Genomic DNA, 17624 nt, shown 5'->3' on the forward strand with positions numbered 1-17624 from the left:
ATATTTTTCTCCCGCCGCCACATGACCTTGACCGTATGCCGGGTCGCGGCCAGATCATCGCGAGACGACGGGCCGATAAGCGGCCGTCAGCCAGCGGGAGCATGGCCTGAAGTGAGATCGACACATGTCGCCGTCCGTGTGACGGAGAGCCGGGGCCGCCACATCGTCTGCCGCGCGGCCATCGCGACAGGCAAGGTCATAGACCGGATTCCGGTGATCGTCGTTCCCGAGGAGGAGATTGCGCTGCTGCGGCGCACCACGCTCTTCAACTATGTCTTCGAATGGGACCCGCAGGAGCGCTACAAGCGCACGAAGGATCTCGTCCAGTGCGATCCTCGCTATGGCCAGGGCGTTGCGCTCGGGCTGATCTCCCTCTGCAACCACAGCGAGACGCCAAATTCCGACTACGAGTTCGATTATGCGAACAACATCATCGTCTGGCGCGCGCTGCGCGACATCGCGCCGTGCGAGGAGGTGACCCTGCACTACAGGGTGCCGATCTGGTTCGAGATGCTGGACGAACCGGCGGCTGCGCCGCAGGAGGCCTTGGCCTGATCTTTCCGATAGGAGCGGAAAGGCGTCGCTTCGCCTAAATTCTTAAGGATTTGGGGCGATGAATCGCCCTGTCTGCTTTCCCATGTCCCGATGACGGGACGCGGAGCGGAACGCGAGGGAGGCGGCGTCATGCGGGACGGCACGAAAATGGCGGAGGCGGCATGGGCCCCGCCGGTCGATCTGGCCGATGGAGCGCGCATTCTCTTGGTGGATGACGACGCGCCCTTCCGCCGCCTCGCCGCCCGCGCGCTTTCGGCCTGCGGCCATGTCGTGATGGAAGCCGAGAGCGCCGAGGCGGCGCTGGAGATCGTTCGGCGCAGCGTGGTGGACCTTGCCGTCACGGACGTCGCTCTGCCGGGCCTCGACGGGCCGGACTGGCTGCGCGAGGCGCGCCGCGACCGGCCCGATCTGCCGGCCGTTATCGTTTCCGGCTATCAGGAGAGCGTGGTGGCGGGGCGCTTCGCGCGCATTCCGGGCTCGGTTTTCCTTGAGAAGCCGGCGCCGCTGGAGCGGTTGACCCGCGCGGTGCGGACCGAACTCGCCCGCGCCGCGGCCGGCCGGCGCCTCGCTCACAGGCTTGCCCAGCAGGGGAACGGATCCCCCGGCAGCGGCGTCGCCTCGTAGACGGCGCGCGCCGCCGCGCGTGCGAGGCAGAAGGCGGCGGCGTGGCCGAGCGCCAGCGTCTCCGCCGGCCCCGCCGGCGCGGCGCCGAGGCCGGTCGACGCGGCGAAGACGAGATCGCCGTCAAAGGGCGTGTGGGCGGGGGAGAGGGCGCGGGCAAGCCCGTCATGCGCCGCCCATGCCATCCTTGTCGCTCCCGCCTTGTCCAGCGCGGCGTCGGTTGCGACGACGGCGATGGTCGTCGCCTCTCCCGCCCTCGGCATCTCGAACTTCACGCGGAAGGTCTCCGCCGGGCCCGGCGCCGCAGGCGCGGGGCCGAGACCGCCGAACTCGGCGTCCATCTCCCAGGGCGCGGCCCAGAAATGGCGCGTTCCGGGAACCACGGCCGAGCCGAGCGCATTGACCGCGACGAGCGCGCCAACCGTCGCGCCCGAGGGCAGGACGAGCGAGGCCGAGCCGAGACCGCCGCGGAGGCCCGCCGTCGTCGCTCCGGCGCCGGCCCCTGCGGTTCCGAGCGCGAAGGCTTCCGAAGCGGCTGCGAAAGCTCTGCGTCCAAGCGCGGGGTAGGGGTTCGCCGCCCAGTCCTTCGCCCCTCCGTTCGCGAGATCGAAGAGGATCGCGGCGGGCGCGATGGGCACCAGCGTTCCGCCCGCCGGATGCCCGCGCCCCGCCGCCCGCAGCGCCTCCATGGTTCCGTCCGCCGCCGCGAGGCCGAAGGCGGAGCCGCCCGCGAGGACGAGCGCGTCCACCGCCGGAACGAGCTTGTCCGGCGCGAGGAGGTCCGTCTCCCGCGTCCCCGGCGCGCCGCCCATCACCGCGACGCCGGCCACGAAGGGTTGCGCGGCGGTCACGACCGTGACGCCGGTCTTGACCGCAAGGTCCTCCGCATTGCCGACGAGCAGCCCCGGCACATCCGTGAGGAGATTGCGCGGGCCGGGGCGGAAGGCGGTCATCGCCCGATCAGATGCAGCGCCCGCCATCGACCTCCAAGGCCGCGCCCGTGATCATCGAGGCCTCCTCCGAGCAGAGGAAGGAGGCGGCGTTCCCGAGGTCTTCCGGCTGCGAAAAGCGGCCGAGCGGGATCGTGGCGATGAACTTCGCGCGCATTTCCGGCGTGTCCTCCCCGAGGAAGGACTTCAGGAGCGGCGTCTCGCCGGCCACGGGGCAGAGCGCGTTGACACGGACGCCAAAGGGCGCGAGTTCCACCGCCATCGCCTTCGTCGCCGTGATCATCCAGCCCTTCGAGGCGTTGTACCAGTTGAGCCGCGGGCGGGGGGAAAGGCCGGCGGTGGAGGCGATGTTGAGGATCGCGCCCGTCTTCCGCTCCTTCATGTGCGGAACGATGTAGCGCGCCGTGAGATAGACGGACTTCGCATTGACGGCGAGCACCCGGTCGAACTCCGCCTCGCTGACGTCCTCCATCGGCGTCGGCAGATGGGTGATGCCTGCGTTGTTGACGAGAATGTCGACATGGCCGAAGGCCTCCGCCGCAGCGATCATCATCGCCTCGACGCTGTCCGCCTTGGCGACGTCGACATGGCAGGCGGTGGCGGCGTTGCCGGCCTCGGCCGCCTTGGCGCGCGCGCCCTCCTCGTTGATGTCGGCGACCAGCACGCGCGCGCCTTCGGCGATGAACTTGTCCACGATGCCGCCGCCGAAGCCCTGCGCGCCCCCTGTCACGATGGCGGTCTTGCCTTCGAGTCTCATGCCGTCCGTCCCTCCATTTGTGGTTCGGCGGATGATGCGCCGGGCGCGCCGGGGCGCGCAAGCCCGGCCACGCGCGGGGCGGCTGTTCTTTCCCGGGCGACGGGGGTAAAGCCCGAGGATGTTCGCTCCGCAGACCTTCCCGTCCTGATGCCCCTTGTTCCCGAGCTTTCCGCCGCGGGAGCGCTTCTCGTCGCGCTGATCTTCGTTTTCGGCGGGACAGTGAAGGGGGCGACGGGGTTCGGCCTGCCGCTGACGACGATCTCGCTCCTGCCGCTGGTCGCGCCGCTCGATCTCGCGCTCGCGCTCAATACGCTTGTGGTGCCAATCACCAATGCCGCGCAGAGCGTGGCCTATGGCCCCGCCCTCTCGAATATCCGGATCTGCCTTCCCCTTGTCGCCGGCGTGGCGGCGACGGTGTTCCTCGCCGCCGCCGCGGTCGCCAGCGTGGGGGAGGAGGCGCTGCGGGTCGCGATGGGGTTCCTCCTGATCGGTTTCGCCGCCCTTTCCTTCGCCGCCCCCCGGCTCCGCGTCTCGGATCGGATGGCGAAGCCCGCGGGCTTCGCCGCCGGGATGGCGGGGGGGGTCGCCGGCGCCGCCTTCACCGCGCCGGGGCCGATCTACGCCATGTGGTTCGCCGGCCTTGGGCTGGAGCGGCGGCGCTTCATCGGGGCGATGGGGGTCGCCATGTTCGCCTCCGGCCTCCTCGTCTCGGGCGCCTTCTGGGCTTCGGGCATCCTCGACGGGCCGCGCGCGGCGATGAGCGCTGCCTGCGCGCTCCCCGCCTTCCTCGGCATGTGGATCGGGGAACGGCTGGCGCGGCGGCTGGATCAGGAGACGTTCCGGCGGATCATCCTCCTGATGCTCGCCGGGCTGGGGCTGCGGCATCTCTGGATCGTTCTCGCATGACCCGGGGCATGAAAGCCGGGGGGCTGGGCTTCATCGCGATTCTCGCGCTGCTCTCCTCGCTCGGGCCTTTCTCGATCGACATGTACCTGCCCGCCATGCCGCAGATGGCGGGGGCGCTCTCGGCTTCCCCCGCGGCGATGCAGATGACGATCACCGCCTATCTGATCGGCAACGCGGTCGGCCCTCTCTTCCTTTCGCCGCTGGCGGATTCCTGGGGGCGGAAACGGGCGCAGACTCTCTTTCTCCTCGGCTACGCCGGCGCTTCGCTCGCCTGCGCGCTCGCGCCGAGTGCGGAGGCGCTGATCGCCGCGCGGGTCGTGCAGGCGGTCGCCGCCGGGGCCTCGACCGCGGCGGCGCGGGCGATGCTCTCCGACCTCTTCAGCGGCGACGCGCTCTCCCGCGCCACTTCCGTCCTCATGACGATCTTCACCATCGGCCCGGTCGCGGCGCCGCTGATCGGCGCGGGGATGCTGGAGCTGACGGGCTGGCGCGGCATATTCGGCCTGCTGGTCGCCGTAGGGCTGCTTTCGCTCCTCCTCTTCCAGGTGCTCCCCGAAACGCTGCCGCCGGAGAAGCGGCGCCCCTACGCCCCCGGCGCCGTGCTGACGGGCTATGGCGCGATGATGCGGAACCCGCGCGCGATCCGCTATTTCGCCTCCACCTTCGCCTTCGCCTTCATGTTCTTCGGGATGCTCGCCTCCGCTCCCTTCATCTTCATCGAGCATTTCGGGATGAGCCCAATCAGCTTCGCCTGGCTCTTCGCGGCGATCTCCTGCGCGGCCTTCGCGGGCAACATCGTCAACGCCCGCTTCGTCTTCCGTTTCGGTTATGAGCGGATGCTGTCAGGCGCGACCCTTGCGCTCGCGCTCCTCGGCCTCGTGATGGGCGCCGTGGCCCTCACCGGGGCAGGGGGGCTCTGGGGCGTCTTCGCGGTGATGCTCTGGCTGATGGGCGTCTTCCATGTCAGCCTCGCGAACACGATGGCGGGGCTGATGAGCGTGGCGGGGGACCGCGCCGGGGCTGCCGGCGCCGCGCTGATCTTCTGGCGCTTCGTCGGCGGCGCGGCGGGCTCCCTCGCCGTCGGCGCCTTCGGGACGAGCGCGCCCTGGCCCTTCGCGCTCGTCATCATCCTCGGTGCGGCGGGCGCGCTCCTCGCCCTCAGGATCGGACGGGCAGGCGCGCCAGCCGCTCGGTGAGGAGGGCGAAGAACCCGTCAGCGTCTACGCTCCGGATGAAGGTGGCGTTCGGCGCACGCTTGGTCACGCGCCACCAATCCACGACCGTCGCGCCCAGGGTCAGTTCGCTTTCCGTCTCGATCTCGACATTCACGAAGCGCCCCGAGAAGAGTTCGGGCCTGAGCAGGTATGCGATCACGCAGGGGTCATGCAGCGGCGCGCCTTCGGAGCCATACTTTTCCTTGTCGAATCGCTCGAAGAAATGGGTGAGGCCGGCCACGGCGTCCCCCACCGCTGTTCCCATCCTTTCGAAGCCGGCGACATGGGCCGGCGTCGTCAGCGCCTGATGCGTGCAGTCGAGCGGGAGCATCGTGATCTTCGCGCCGGAATTCAGCACAATCTCCGCCGCCTCAGGATCGACGTAGATGTTGAACTCGGCCGAAGGGGTGACGTTCCCCTGCTCGAAATAGCCGCCGCCCATGAGGACGATTTCCTGAACCTTCCCGGCTATGTCCGGCGCCTTCTTCAGCGCCGTCGCGATGTTCGTGAGCGGGCCGAGCGGGCAGAGCGTCACGGCGCCGGGATGGGCGCGCACCGTATCAACGATGAAATCGACGGCCCCGGGCCAGAGCTTCATGGCCGGTTCCGGCAGGTCCGCCCCGTCAAGACCCGTCTTGCCGTGGACATTCTCCGCCGTCACGAGGGGACGGGAAAGCGGCGCGTCCGCCCCGGCGTAAACGGCGCAATCGGCGCGCCCCGCCAGCTCGCAGATCTTTCTGGCGTTCAGCGTGGTGAGCGGCAGCGGCACGTTCCCCGCGACGCAGGTGACGCCCATCACCTCCAGTTCCGCCGAGGCGAAGGCGAGCAGGAGGGCGACCGCGTCGTCCTGCCCCGGATCGGTGTCGATGATGATCTTCCGCGTCACGCGGCGACCCCGAAAACGTCCCGCGCGAAGCGGGGATAGGGGTTCGCGAGGTCCCGCGCGATCTCTCCCCGGATGAGGGCCAGGTCTTCGGCGCCGGGCGTCTCCGTCTCCGGCACGTGATCGGGCAGGTCGAAGGAGAAGCCCGTCTGATCCCGCACCTCCTCCACCGTCACGCCCGGATGGACGGAGGCGAGGCGGAAGCGGCCCTGCTTCCGGTCGAACATCATCACGCAAAGATTCGTGACGAGCGCGTGCGGCCCGCCGGGGCGGTGCACGCCCGGCTCCGAGACGCCGGGCGCGGAGATGAAGTCCACCCGCTGGGGGAAGACGCGGCGGGAATGTTCCAGCCGGAAGAGGATCACCTTCGGCACAAGGAAATAGAGATAGGCGGAGCCGAAGGCGCCGGACCAGCGGACGTCCATCTGCGGATAGGCGCCGATACCGTGCAGGTTGATGTTCGCCCGCCCGTCAATCTGCCCGCCGGAAAGGAAGAAGGCGTCGACCCGCCCCTGCGCCGCCTGGTCGAAGAGCTCCACCCCACCGTCGCAGCGATAGGCCGGAAGCTCCGAGCCGATGATGGAGACGCGCGCGCCCTCCCGCCGCGCGGTCAGCATCGCCGCCGCGCCCGGAATGGGGGAGAGGACGCCGCAGGCGATGTGGCCGGAGCCGGAGAGGAGCCCGGCGACGGCGTGGATCAGCTGTTCCTCCAGCTTCACATCGCTCATTCGGCCGCCCTCGGCGCAGCTTCGAGCCCGGAGAGATACGATGCGAAGCCCTCCGCCGTCTTCGCCGCGCGGGCATAGGACGCGATCTCCGCCTCATCCAGCGGATAGAGCCCCGGCGCTGCGGTCGGCCAGGCCCCGCGCGGCGCTTCCGTGAGCGCGGCGACATAGAGCGAGGAGACGAGATTGGGCGAGGCCGCATCGTCTTCCCGGAGGTCGTGCTCCACGATCTCCTCCACCGTCACGAGGCTCTGCTTCGCAGCGTGGGCGAGAGTTTTCAGCTCATGCCGCGGCCCGACCCAGACATTGCCGTACCGGTCGGCCTTCAGCGCGTGGATCAGCGCGAAATCGGGGCGGATCGGGGGCAGGATCACCACCGGGTCGCCGGGCGCGAAGGGGTTGTCGATCACCTTCCAGTCGGGCCGGTTGGCGAGCAGGTCCGAGCCGATGACTCCGCGGAGCGGAACGAAGGGCTGACCCTTCTCCCCGGCCTGAAGCGCCGCGTAGACGGCGGGGCAGGTCGCGTCCCGCACCTCGACAGCGCCCGATTTCACGGCCTCGACGAAGCGGGGCGCAAGGCCGAATTCGCCGAGCGTCACGCCCGAGGTCTCCACCACCTTCACGCAGCCGGCGCCGATCAGCATGTCGGCCACCATCGAGGCGGTGGGGATCGTGACGAGATGGAGATCGCGCGCGCCCCGCCGGATCAGCGCCCGGGCGAGCGCGATGGGCGAGAGCGGCTCCTTCGCAAGGCCGACGCTCGCGCCGTGGGGCACGAGTGCGGCCAGATCGTCGGGCGTGGAGAGAAATCGGGTCATGGCGGCCTCCTCGAGCTGATCCTGAACCCCCACGCGGCGTTTGCCAAGGCGGGGCGGATGGCCCATGCTCTTGAAAAACAGGGAGGGGCCGCAAATGGCCATGAAGCAGCTTTCGGGGATCGACGCTTCCTTTCTCTACATGGAGACGCCGGAGACGCCGATGCATGTCGCCGGGCTCACGCTCTACGATCTGCCGCCGGGCTTCACAGGCTCCTTCCACGAGCATTTCAAGCGGTTCTTCGCCGGTCGCGTGCACCTCATTCCGATCTTCGGGAAGAAACTGGCGAAGAGCGTCTTCGAAATCGACCATCCCGGATGGGTGGATGCGGAGCCGGATCTCGACTGGCATATCGAGGGACGCCGGCTGCCCGCACCCGGCACGCAGCGCCAACTGGAGGAGCTGGTGGGCGCTCTCCATGAGGAGCGACTGGACCGAACCCGCCCGCTCTGGCGCTTCACGGTGATAGAGGGGCTCGAATCAGGGCAGGTCGCCCTCTATTCGAAGGTCCACCATGCCGCCATCGACGGCGGGGCGGGCATGGTCATCACACAGGCGCTCTACGACCTTACGCCTGTTCCGCGCGAAGTGCCGCCGCCGGAGCCGAAGGCGCCGGAGCGCGTTCCAACCATTCCGGAACGCGCCGTTCTGGGCCTGCACGACATCGCCTCAAACCTCCTCCGCCAGCAATTGCGCCTCTTCGAGGCGGCTCCGAAGGCGGCGGGGCAAATCGCGGACCTGCTTGCCCCGGCGCTCAAGGGCGGCCTCTCGCTGCCGCAGCTCATCGCGCCGAAGACGCCCTTCAACGGGACGATCGGGGCGGCGCGGTCCTATGTCGCGCGATCTGTGCCTCTCTCTGAGGCGAAGGCCGTCGCGAAGGCGACGGGGACGACGATCAACGACGTGGTGATGGCGATCTCCTCCGGCGCGCTCCGCGCCTACCTCAACCGCCGCCGCGCGCTCCCGGACGCCGCGCTCGTCGCCTTCGTGCCGATCTCGCTGCGCGAGGCGGGGAACAAGGACCTCAACAATCAGGTCTTCGGCATGAACTGCCCGCTCGCCACGAATTACGGCGACCCGATGAAGCGGCTCAAGATCATCAACCGTGACTCGCGTTCATCGAAAACCGTGGCGGGCGGCCTGAAGGAGCTTTCGCCGCGGGACTACACGGTTCTCGGCGCGCCGATGCTGTTGCCCGGCCTCATGCAGCTTTACGGCGCGACGCGGCTTGCGGATGTGGCGCCGAATGCGGTCAATGTCGTGATCTCGAACAATGCCGGGCCGCCCGTGCCGCTCTACTGCGCCGGCGCGAAGGTGACGGCGCTCTATCCGGTGTCCATCCCGGTGCACGGCGTTGGCGTGAACATTACCGTGCAAAGCTATATGGATGCGCTCGATTTCGGCATCACGGCGGACGCCGCCTCCGTCCCGGACATCGAACGGATGGGAGACGATCTCGTCGCCGCCCATGCGGAACTGCGCGACGCCGCGCTCGGAAAGCCCGCGCCTTCGGCGCCGCCTGCCAAGCAACCGCCCGCGCTGCGCGTTTTCGCGCCGGCCGCTCCGGAGCCGAAGGCGGCCGGCGAGCGCCTCGCCAAGGCTGCAACGAGGAAACCGCGCGTGAAAGCCGCCAAACCCGCCGTCACGACCGCGAACCCGCCGTCGGCGAAGCCGGCGCGGAAGACACGGGTGAAGCCCTCCGAAGCGGCGACGAAGACACGTGCACGGAAGCCCAGGCCGCCCACCGTCGAATGACGTAGCGTCAGACGCGCGCGAAGCAATGGCGTTTTGTCACGCACGCGCCTACCTTTCTGTAAAGCCGGATTGACACCGGCGCGAAAGAAGGGGCCGCCGCATGTCTGAATCCGCCGCCGCGCCGAGCCGGGCGCTTCTCCTGATGGAGCTCCGGGCGATCCCGGAACTGTTCGGGTTCACCCTCTCCTGGCCGACGCTCGCGGCGATCTCGCCGCGCGGCGAGGGGCAGCCGGTGATGGTTCTGCCCGGCCTCGTGACGTCCGACAGGGCGACGGCGCCGCTCCGCTCACTCCTCTCGACGCTCGGCTATCCGACGAAGGGATGGGACCTCGGGCGCAATTACGGCCCGCTTCCCGGCATAGAGGATGGCATGAAGGCCCGTCTCGCCGCGCTCGCCGAGGCGCATGGCCGAAAGGTCAGCCTGATCGGCTGGAGCCTCGGGGGCATCTATGCGCGGCAGCTTGCGAAGATGATGCCGGAGCATGTCCGGCAGGTGATCACCCTCGGCTCCCCGTTCAATGGCGACCCGCGGGCCACCAACGCCTGGCGCGTCTACCAGTTCGCCTCCGGCCACAAGGTGGACGACCGGGACCGCCACATGGGCGGCGCGATTTCGGCCCCGCCGCCAGTTCCGACGACGGCGATCTACAGCCGGACGGACGGCGTCTGCAACTGGCGCACCTGCATCGAGGCGGCCTCCGACATCGCCGAGAACATCGAGGTCAAGTCGAGCCATTGCGGCCTCGGGCACGATCCCGCCGCGGCCTACGCCATCGCGGACCGGCTGGCGCAGAAGGAGGGCGAATGGTCGCCGTTCGACCGGGGCGGGCTCAGGACTTTCGTTTATCCCAAGCCCGAGAGCGCGTGAGGGTTTATCCCTTCTTGCCCTGAAGCTCGGAGAGAGCAGCCTCGACGCGCGTCTTCAGCACGTCGAGGCTGTCTGTCCCGCTTTCGCGCATGATCTCGCCCATCGCTGTCGCGTTCTTTACCGTGGTCTCGAAGCTCTTGCGTGCGAATTCCGCCTGCCGCGACATGAGGTTCGCCGGGTCGACCCCGCCCTTCGTCGCCTCCTGCACCATCTCGGATATCTCGGCCAGCGCCTCTTCCAGCGCAGCGCGCTGACGATCCATCATCGATTGCGCGCCGCGGGACTGGATCGCCGCCGCCTCCTGCAGGGCCTGCAGGTTCTTCCGGTGATGGTCGAGGATGTTCCCGATCTCGGGCTTTGGCAGGTTCATGTCCTGCCCGAACTTCGTGAACAGGTCGAGAAATGGGTTCTTCATCTGGTCGGCCATCGCAGGTCGCTCCTTCGCGCCGTCGGGTGCTTTGCGCCACCATGGCCGACCGGCCACGCGGAATCAAATACCGAAGACATGAACGAGGAGGATGTGGAGCGTAAGGCCGGCCAGCCCGCCGATCAGCATGCCGTTGAATCGGATGTATTGCAGGTCTCGGCCGATATTCGCCTCGATCAGCAGCGTGAGCTGGGCAAGGTCCCAGCCCTTCACCTGTTCGGCGATGAAGCGCCCGATCGCCGCCTTCTGGGCCGCGACGAAAGCGGAAAGGGCGGAGACCATGCCGGCGTTCACGTCCGCCCGCAGTTTCGGCTCGTCGCGGAGCGCGCGGGCCATGTCGGTCAGCAATGCGGCGAGGCGCTCTGCGATCTGTGAGGATTCGGAGGCTGCGTCCTTCTCCGCGAAGGCGCGGAGCGCGGCCCAGAGCTGGTCCGCGATCTGCGCGAGTTCGGGGCGGGCGAGGAATGTCTCCTTCGCCGCCTCGATCCGCGCGCGGAACGTCCTCGAGCGCTTCACGCGGCGGATATAGGCGCGAAAGAACACTTCGAATTCCTGCCGGAGCGCGTGTTCCGGGTCCGCCTTCACCTCCTCCATGAGCGCGCCGGCCGTCTTCAGGATGCGGCGAAGGATCAGCGCGTCGGCGCGGAAGATGTTGAGGACGGTCGGCAGTTCCTCCGCCACGCGGCGGCGGATCGCTTCCACCGCCGCTTCGTCTGCGAGGAAGCGCTGCAGCGCCTCGATCACGCCGTCTAGCAGCTTCTGATGGCGGCCGCCCTCCGCCAGCCCTTCCGCCAGTTCGAGAGCAAGCGGCGCAATCTCCGTCTTCCGGAGCTGGATGGCGACGCGCTCCGCCGCAAAATCCTTCAGCCCGCTCTCTTCCATCGCCGCCAGCATCTGCGGCGCGAGACGCGCGACGAAGCGCGCGAGGGCCTCCGTCTTGTCCCGGTCCGAGAGCCAGGCGATCATCTCCCCGGCGAAATCGAGCTCCCTCAGCTTGGCCTCTACCGGGGCGGGGGCGAGGAAGTTCTCTTCGATGAAGGCGCCGAGGTTCTCCGCGATCCGGTCCTGATTCCGGGGAATGATCGCCGTGTGGGGGATCGGGAGGCCGAGCGGCCGCCGGAAGAGCGCGACGACCGCATACCAGTCCGCCAGCCCGCCGATCGCCGCCGCCTCGGCGAAGGCCGCGACATAGGCGAGCCAGGGAAAGCGCGGCTCCAGAAGCTTCGCGACGATCAGCACGACGACGCAGAGCGCCAGTGCGAGGGTTGCGAGGAGCTTCACGCGCCGCAGCTCATAGAGCTTGCGCCGCTCCTCCGGGTTCAGCATGGCGATCAAGCGGGCTCCTCCTGCTCGGCGCTTCCTGGCCTATATGGGCGCAGCCGGACCGGAGGCTATGTTGCAGTGCGATAGAAAGGTCAACTCCGCATCGACGGGCCGTATCTCCTGACCTTGCCGTTCGCGAAATAATCACACTAGCGCAAGGCGTAAGCAGATTTGCGATTGCGCCGCGGAATTTTATGTTGCAAGTGCGAAGAGTGACTCCTATATCCACCGCATCCCGGGTCGATCATCGACCGGGCCCGACCCATAGCTTAGATCAAGGATGGACCTGAAATGACCACCGCCGCCAAGAAGACCGCCGCCAAGACCGAAGATTTCTCCGCCGCCAAGATCGCGGACGGCGCGCGCGAGTTCGTGACGCGCACCGCCGCCTCCGCCAAGGAGCGGACCGAGAGCGCCTATGAGGGCGCGCAGAAGTTCAATTCCGGCCTCGAGAAGACGATGAGCCGCCTCGTGACCGGCTATGTCGGCATCCTCTCCGAGATCGCCGACGCTTCCCGCGCCAACACGCTGCACACGCTCGCGATGGTCGAGAAGCTGGCGCAGGCGAAGTCGGTGACGGAAGCCGGCCAGATCCAGGTCGACTATGTTCGTGAGTACGCCACCGCGAACTATGACCGCGCCCGCAACGCCTTCGCGCAGACGCGCGATGTCGTGACGGAGGGCGCCGAGGCGATCCGCGAGGGCGTCGCCGAGGTTCTGCCGATGACCAAGAAGGCCGCGTAAGCGCCAACCCCCGAAAGGGGACAGTGAGAGCGGCCCGCGCCATCGGCGCGGGCCGTTTTCGTTTCAGTCGTCAGTTTCCACGAGCGCGCCGTAGACCATGTTCCGCAATTGCGCGCGAAGCGGGATGCGGTGCTTGGGGGACTGCATCATGTAGAGGACGAACATGTCGTTCTCCGGATCGGCCCAGTAATAGGTGCCGGCGGCGCCGCCCCAGTTGTACTCGCCCACGACGCCCATGGCCGGCGCGCCCGCCGCGGCTCGCACCGCGACGCCGAGGCCGAAGCCGTAGCCGCCGCCGGGGAGATAGTACTTGCCGGGCTTGATCCCGCGCGGGGCGAGGTGATCAGCCGTCATGTAGGCGACCGTCGCGGGGGCGAGGAGGCGGACGCCGTCGAGTTCGCCGCCGTTCATCAGCATCTGGGCGAAGCGGGCGTAGTCATGCGCGGTGGAGACGAGGCCGCCGCCGCCGGATTCGAAGACGCGGGGCTGCGCCGGGTCGAACATCGCCAGCGGGCCGACGCCCATGTCCTCGGCCAGGGCCTCGGCGAGGCGGGCGCGCTCATCCTCCCGGTCGGCCCAGAAGCCGGTGTCCTTCATGCCGAGCGGGCTGAATACGCGCTCCTCCATCACCTGGCCGAGCGGCTTGCCCTCCACTACCTTGATGAGGGCGCCGAGCACGTCCGTCGAGCGGCTGTATTCCCAGACTTCGCCGGGGTGATGTTCGAGCGGCAGGCCGGCGATGACGCGCGCCACCTCCCGGTTGTCGAAGCCGCCGTTCTCGACATTCGCGGCGTTCAGCGCGTCCCGCGCCGGGCCGGCGCCGAAGAAGCCGTAGGTCAGGCCGGCGGTGTGAAGGAGGAGGTCATGCACCGTCATCGCGCGGCGGGCGGGGGCCTCGCCCTCTTCCGTCAGAACCTTCATTTCCTTGTATTCGGGGAGGTAGGCGTGGACGGGATGGGAAAGGTCGAGCCTGCCTTCCTCCACCAGCATCATCGCGACGACGGAGGTGACGGGCTTCGTCATCGAATAGATGCGGAAGATCGAATCCTCCGTCATCGGGTCGCCGCCGGGGCGGCGGAGGCCCATCGTGGAGAGATGCGCGATCTGGCCGTCGCGGACGATCATCATGATCGCGCCGGGGAAATCCCCGCGCTCGATCCGGGCGGAGATCGCGGCGTCGAGCGCGGCGAGGCGCGCCTTGTCGAAGCCGAGCGCCCCAGCGTCGCCGCGGGGAAGCTCCGCCGCCGAGGCGGAGAAAAGGCCGAGGGCGAGCGCCCCGGCGAGAAGGCCGAACCCTTGTTTCATGCGTCGTCTCCCGTGTCTGGCCCCGTTCGGGGTCTCACGCGCCGTTGGCGCCTGCAGGCAGGGTAGGGGAGCCGGAACGGGCGCGCAACCGGGAGGAGATAAGGGGCCCAGGAGGCCATAACCATGGTTATCGGGTTCGGAGGCTTGATTTTGCAGGATTTTTTTCGTGATCGGCTTTGAAATATTCGTGGGAGAGCCCCGGACCGAGCCCGGGGCTCCCGCGCTTCAGGCGCCGACCCAGACGTCCAGATTGTAGCGCCCCGAGGCGATCAGTCCTTCGAGCCAGGCCTCCGAGGCTTCCGCCGGCCCCTCCGTCTCCTCATGGTGGATGCGGATGAGGGTGCGGCGCACGTCGGGCTCCATGCGGGCGCCGTCGCCGCAGACGAAGATGCGGGCGCCGCCCTCGATCAGGCGCCAGACGTTCGCCCGCTCCTCGCGCAAGAGATCCTGCACATAGGTCTTGCTCTCCCCGGCGCGGGAGAAGGCGGTGCGGAGCTCCATGATCCCTTCGGCCGCCCAGCCCTCAAGCTCCTCTCGGTAGAGGAAATCCTCCTCGGGCTTGCGGCAGCCGAAGAAGAGCATGGCGGGGCCGAGCGCGGCGCCCTGCGCCTTCAGCGCCGCCCGCTCCTGACAAAAGGCGCGGAACGGGGCGAGGCCGGTGCCGGGACCGATCATCAGGAGCGGCGTCGAGGGATCGTCGGGCAGGCGGAAATTCGCCTTCGTCTCCTTCAGCGCCGCATAGATCTTCCGCGAGGCGACGCGCCCGGCGAGGAAGGTGGAGCAGGCGCCGCGGAAGCGGCCCTCGCCCGAGAGATGCGGCCCGTCAACCACGCCGACGGTGATCGTGCAGGTCTCGGGCGAGGCCAGCGGCGAGGAGGAGATGGAATAGTAGCGCGGCGCCAGCATCGGCGTCATTTCGAGGAAGGCGGCGAAGGGCAGTTCGCAGGCCGGGAAGCGCTCCAGCAGGTCGAGGACGGAGACGCGCTTGAGGAAAACCTCGGCGCGGTACGACTCTCCCGCCAGCGCCTCGAGCGCCGGTTTCGAGCGCGGGCATTCGGTGGCGGCGGCGAGCGCGGCGACCTCCTTCCGGCTCGCCACGGCCTGAAGCTCCAGAAGCTCCGTCAGCAACTGACGCGTCGAGAGCGCGACGTCGAGCGGGAGCTGCGCATGGCCGCCGGCGGGGGCGGAAAGCTTGATCCGCGTCTCGGCATTGAGGCCGAACCGCGCCTCGACCCGCCCGACCAGCGCGGCGGCGTTCCGGGGCGCGACGGCGAGATGGTCCCCCGCCCGGTAGGTCATGCCGGGCTCCAGCTTCACCTCGACATGGCGGGTGGAGCGCGGCGAGCCGGCCGCCTGAAGCTCCCGGTTCTCCATGATCTTCAGGCGCTTGGCGCTCATCTGGCGGATCAGGGCGTTTTCCGGCGCCTCCGACAGGAACTCGACCTGGTAGCGCGGCCCGGCGGCGGGCGCGGCGGCGAAGTCGATCTTCAGGTCGAGCGCCCTGGCGATGGCGGGGAAGAGGCCACCGATCCAGCCCTGCACCGCCTCGTCGATATCCTCCTTGGCGTCCACTTCCGCGGTATCGGCGATGCGCGTCGCGCCGAGGCGCGTCAGCGCGGCGTCGATCCGGCGGGGGATCGCCTGGAAGGTCGCGGCCCAGTCCGAATGGCCGCAGCCGAGGAGGGCGTAGCGCACGCCCGCAGCGGCGCCGGCGGGCGCGCTTTCCGCCCATTCGAGGAACTTCCCCGCATTGTCCGTCGGCGCGCCGTTATAGGAGGCGGCGGCGATGACGACGGCGCCGCGCGTGGGCATTCTGCCCGCATACTCGTCGAGCGGGGCGAGCACGGTCTCGAACCCGTTCGCCTCGGCCCGGTTCGCCACCTCGCGCGCGAATTCCTCGGTGGAGCCGAGATTGGAGCCGTAGAGAACGAGCGCCGGCGCGCCGTGGGTGGGGCGCTCCGCCGCGCGGGCGAGCCCTTCCGCGCCCTCTTCCGCCGGGCCGACGCCGCCGGGGACGAGGCGGGAGCGGGTCACCTCCTCCCGCAGCTTTACGCGCATGGTGAAGCCCTCGGGCTTGATCGAGAGGCTTTCGCGGATTTTCAGCTTGTATGATTTGTGATCGATCAGGCGGAAGCGCTGGAGGATCATGCCGATCACCAGCGTCGCCTCCTGAATCGCGAATTGCCGGCCGATACAGGCGCGCTGCCCGTTGCCGAAGGGCTTGTAGGCGTTGACCGGGCGGGACGCGACCGCATCCCGGCTGAACTGCTCGGGGTCGAACGCCTCGGCGTTCTCGCCCCAGACCGCCTTGTCCCGGTGCAGCATGAGGGAGAGGACGGTGATGAAGGTGCCGGCCTTCAGCTTGTATTTCCCGGCCAGCATCTGATCCTCATAGGGATAGAGGCCGAAGGCCGGCGCGGTGGGCCAGAGGCGCAGCGCCTCGAACAGGATCTGCTGGATATAGGTGAGCCGGTTGACCTCGCGAATCGTCGGCTGCACCGCGATGTCCCGCCCCAGCACCTCGTCCACCTCCCGATACGCCTTTTCCAGCACGTCGGGATGGTTGAGGAGGTAGTAGAGGGTGAATGACATGAGGCCCGAGGTCGTCTCGTGCCCGGCGATCAGGAAGGTGTTGATCTGGTAGCGGATGTTCTCGTCCGACAGGCTCTCCCCCGTCACCTTGTCCACGCCCTGGAGCATGTAGTTGAGGAGGTCGTTCGTCGCCGCGCCGCCGCCCTTCCGCCGCTCGGCGATGATGTCGTCCACCAGCTTGTTCATGTAGGCCGTATCCTCCTCCAGCTGGCGGAGGCGGGCGCGGAGGATCGTCTGCTCGAAGGGGAGGCCGCGCTGGACCATGCAGGTTTCGAGTGACCGCGTCAGCGCGTCGATGAACGGGTGGTAATCCTGCCGGTAGAAGGAGTTGAAGCGATAGTCGAAGCCGCAGAGGCCGATCGTGTCCAGCGCCACGGCGGTCATGTCGTGGACGACGTCGATCTCGTCATCCGCGTTCAGCCGCTCCCATTTGGTGACGAGCTGGTTCGCCACGTCGAGCATCATCGGCATGTAGTTGTTCATCGCCTGCCGCCCGAAGGTCGGCAGCAGGATGTTGTGCGCCTTGCTCCAGTTCGGGGCGGACGTGTCTCCGGTGAAGAGCCCGTCCCCCGCGATGGAGCGGACGCGGCGGAGGGCGCCGCGCACCGCCTTGTCGTATCGGCTCTCGTCGCAGAGCTCGTCCATCAGATGCGCGCCGGAGGCGACGACGAGGGGCGTTCCCATCATGTCGAGCCGGAAGATCGGCCCCATCTCCCGCGTGATCTCCATGAGGTTCTGGAGCGGACGGTCCTTGTCCACCGTCAGCATGTTGCCGATGATGGGGGACTTCGGGGGCTCGGGGATCCGGCCTTCGATAACCTTGGTCGCCATGCGTTCGCTCCCTTTGGGCCGCTCTTCGTGCTTTCTTGCGAAGATAGGGCCGAAAGAGTCAAAGGGCGCCGTGGCGGCGCCGTCAACGCCGGAGGGTGAAAATGCAGGTCGCGCAGTCGTTCAGCATCGAGGCGATCCGCGTTCCCGTGAAGCGGGCGAAGACGCTGGAGCCCGAAAAGGTCGCCGCGCTGGCGGAGGACATGCTGGAGAACGGGCAGAAGACGCCGATCATGGTGCGGGCGGACGGGGACAGGTTCGTGCTCGTCGAGGGGCTGCACCGGCTGGAGGCGGCGAAGGCGCTCGGCGAGACGAAGATCGAGGGGTATCTCGTGCAGCCGCGGCGGTTCTGAAG

At 68.5% G+C, this 17624-nt stretch carries 17 protein-coding genes; 8 read left to right on the forward strand and 9 right to left on the reverse strand.

Annotated elements, in window-relative coordinates; translation table 11 throughout:
- Positions 1-111 precede the first annotated feature (111 nt).
- Together ACE37J_RS14885 and ACE37J_RS14890 are read left to right on the forward strand one after the other, a co-directional pair.
- Entirely contained in the window at positions 112-555 is a 444-nt protein-coding gene (locus ACE37J_RS14885; RefSeq protein WP_409712287.1) for an SET domain-containing protein-lysine N-methyltransferase, read from the forward strand.
- Between the two features lie 129 nt (positions 556-684).
- On the forward strand, positions 685-1179 hold the full coding sequence (locus ACE37J_RS14890) for a response regulator (RefSeq protein ID WP_409712289.1): 495 nt from the start codon (positions 685-687) through the stop codon (positions 1177-1179).
- On the opposite strand, the gene ACE37J_RS14895 is transcribed toward ACE37J_RS14890, so the two are convergent.
- Together ACE37J_RS14895 and ACE37J_RS14900 are read right to left on the reverse strand one after the other, a co-directional pair.
- Positions 1125-2129, reverse strand: a complete 1005-nt coding sequence (locus ACE37J_RS14895; RefSeq protein WP_409712291.1) for a P1 family peptidase — start codon at positions 2127-2129, stop codon at positions 1125-1127. The genes ACE37J_RS14890 and ACE37J_RS14895 overlap by 55 nt on opposite strands.
- A 7-nt stretch (positions 2130-2136) precedes the next feature.
- A complete protein-coding gene (locus ACE37J_RS14900) occupies positions 2137-2883 on the reverse strand; it encodes a glucose 1-dehydrogenase (protein WP_409712293.1) in 747 nt (248 codons plus the stop codon).
- A 147-nt stretch (positions 2884-3030) separates the two neighbouring features.
- Between ACE37J_RS14900 and ACE37J_RS14905 the strand changes: the two genes are divergently transcribed.
- The gene (locus tag ACE37J_RS14905; RefSeq protein ID WP_409712295.1) at positions 3031-3789 is read left to right on the forward strand and encodes a TSUP family transporter; all 759 of its coding nucleotides are present in this window, start codon (positions 3031-3033) and stop codon (positions 3787-3789) included.
- Between the two features lie 8 nt (positions 3790-3797).
- Positions 3798-4985: a Bcr/CflA family efflux MFS transporter gene (locus ACE37J_RS14910; protein WP_409712297.1), complete on the forward strand. Its 1188-nt coding sequence runs from the start codon at positions 3798-3800 to the stop codon at positions 4983-4985.
- Here ACE37J_RS14910 and ACE37J_RS14915 read toward each other — a convergent pair.
- From ACE37J_RS14915 to ACE37J_RS14925, 3 genes are read right to left on the reverse strand one after another with little or no spacing between them, the layout of a single operon-like run.
- Positions 4948-5889 (reverse strand): nucleoside hydrolase, encoded by a 942-nt coding sequence (locus tag ACE37J_RS14915; protein WP_409712299.1) that lies wholly within the window; start codon positions 5887-5889, stop codon positions 4948-4950. The two genes, ACE37J_RS14910 and ACE37J_RS14915, sit on opposite strands and share 38 nt — an antisense overlap.
- Positions 5886-6614, reverse strand: coding sequence for a CoA-transferase (locus tag ACE37J_RS14920; RefSeq protein ID WP_409712301.1), 729 nt, complete (start codon positions 6612-6614; stop codon positions 5886-5888). The genes ACE37J_RS14915 and ACE37J_RS14920 overlap by 4 nt, the downstream gene beginning before the upstream one ends.
- Entirely contained in the window at positions 6611-7429 is an 819-nt protein-coding gene (locus ACE37J_RS14925; RefSeq protein ID WP_409712303.1) for a CoA transferase subunit A, read from the reverse strand. The genes ACE37J_RS14920 and ACE37J_RS14925 overlap by 4 nt, the downstream gene beginning before the upstream one ends.
- Before the next feature lie 94 nt (positions 7430-7523).
- On the opposite strand from ACE37J_RS14925, the gene ACE37J_RS14930 reads away from it, so the two are divergent.
- Together ACE37J_RS14930 and ACE37J_RS14935 are read left to right on the forward strand one after the other, a co-directional pair.
- Positions 7524-9182 carry a WS/DGAT/MGAT family O-acyltransferase gene (locus ACE37J_RS14930; protein WP_409712305.1) on the forward strand — a complete coding sequence of 553 codons (1659 nt, stop codon included), beginning with the start codon at positions 7524-7526 and terminating at the stop codon, positions 9180-9182.
- A 100-nt stretch (positions 9183-9282) separates the two neighbouring features.
- Positions 9283-10050, forward strand: coding sequence for a hypothetical protein (locus ACE37J_RS14935; protein WP_409712307.1), 768 nt, complete (start codon positions 9283-9285; stop codon positions 10048-10050).
- Positions 10051-10054: 4 nt separating this feature from the next.
- On the opposite strand, the gene ACE37J_RS14940 is transcribed toward ACE37J_RS14935, so the two are convergent.
- A complete protein-coding gene (locus ACE37J_RS14940; protein WP_409712309.1) occupies positions 10055-10477 on the reverse strand; it encodes a phasin family protein in 423 nt (140 codons plus the stop codon).
- Between the two features lie 63 nt (positions 10478-10540).
- The gene (locus ACE37J_RS14945) at positions 10541-11803 is read right to left on the reverse strand and encodes a DUF445 domain-containing protein (protein ID WP_409712421.1); all 1263 of its coding nucleotides are present in this window, start codon (positions 11801-11803) and stop codon (positions 10541-10543) included.
- Positions 11804-12091: 288 nt separating this feature from the next.
- Between ACE37J_RS14945 and ACE37J_RS14950 the strand changes: the two genes are divergently transcribed.
- On the forward strand, positions 12092-12544 hold the full coding sequence (locus ACE37J_RS14950; RefSeq protein ID WP_409712311.1) for a phasin family protein: 453 nt from the start codon (positions 12092-12094) through the stop codon (positions 12542-12544).
- 63 nt (positions 12545-12607) lie between these two features.
- Here the strand turns inward: ACE37J_RS14950 and ACE37J_RS14955 are convergent, their stop codons facing one another.
- On the reverse strand, positions 12608-13849 hold the full coding sequence (locus ACE37J_RS14955) for a serine hydrolase domain-containing protein (protein WP_409712313.1): 1242 nt from the start codon (positions 13847-13849) through the stop codon (positions 12608-12610).
- 225 nt (positions 13850-14074) lie between these two features.
- The gene (locus tag ACE37J_RS14960; RefSeq protein WP_409712315.1) at positions 14075-17272 is read right to left on the reverse strand and encodes a bifunctional cytochrome P450/NADPH--P450 reductase; all 3198 of its coding nucleotides are present in this window, start codon (positions 17270-17272) and stop codon (positions 14075-14077) included.
- Positions 17273-17373: 101 nt separating this feature from the next.
- Between ACE37J_RS14960 and ACE37J_RS14965 the strand changes: the two genes are divergently transcribed.
- Entirely contained in the window at positions 17374-17622 is a 249-nt protein-coding gene (locus tag ACE37J_RS14965; RefSeq protein ID WP_409712317.1) for a ParB N-terminal domain-containing protein, read from the forward strand.
- Positions 17623-17624: the final 2 nt, after the last annotated feature.

This window comes from Pikeienuella sp., assembly GCF_046290545.1.
Taxonomy (GTDB): Bacteria; Pseudomonadota; Alphaproteobacteria; order Rhodobacterales; family Rhodobacteraceae; genus Pikeienuella.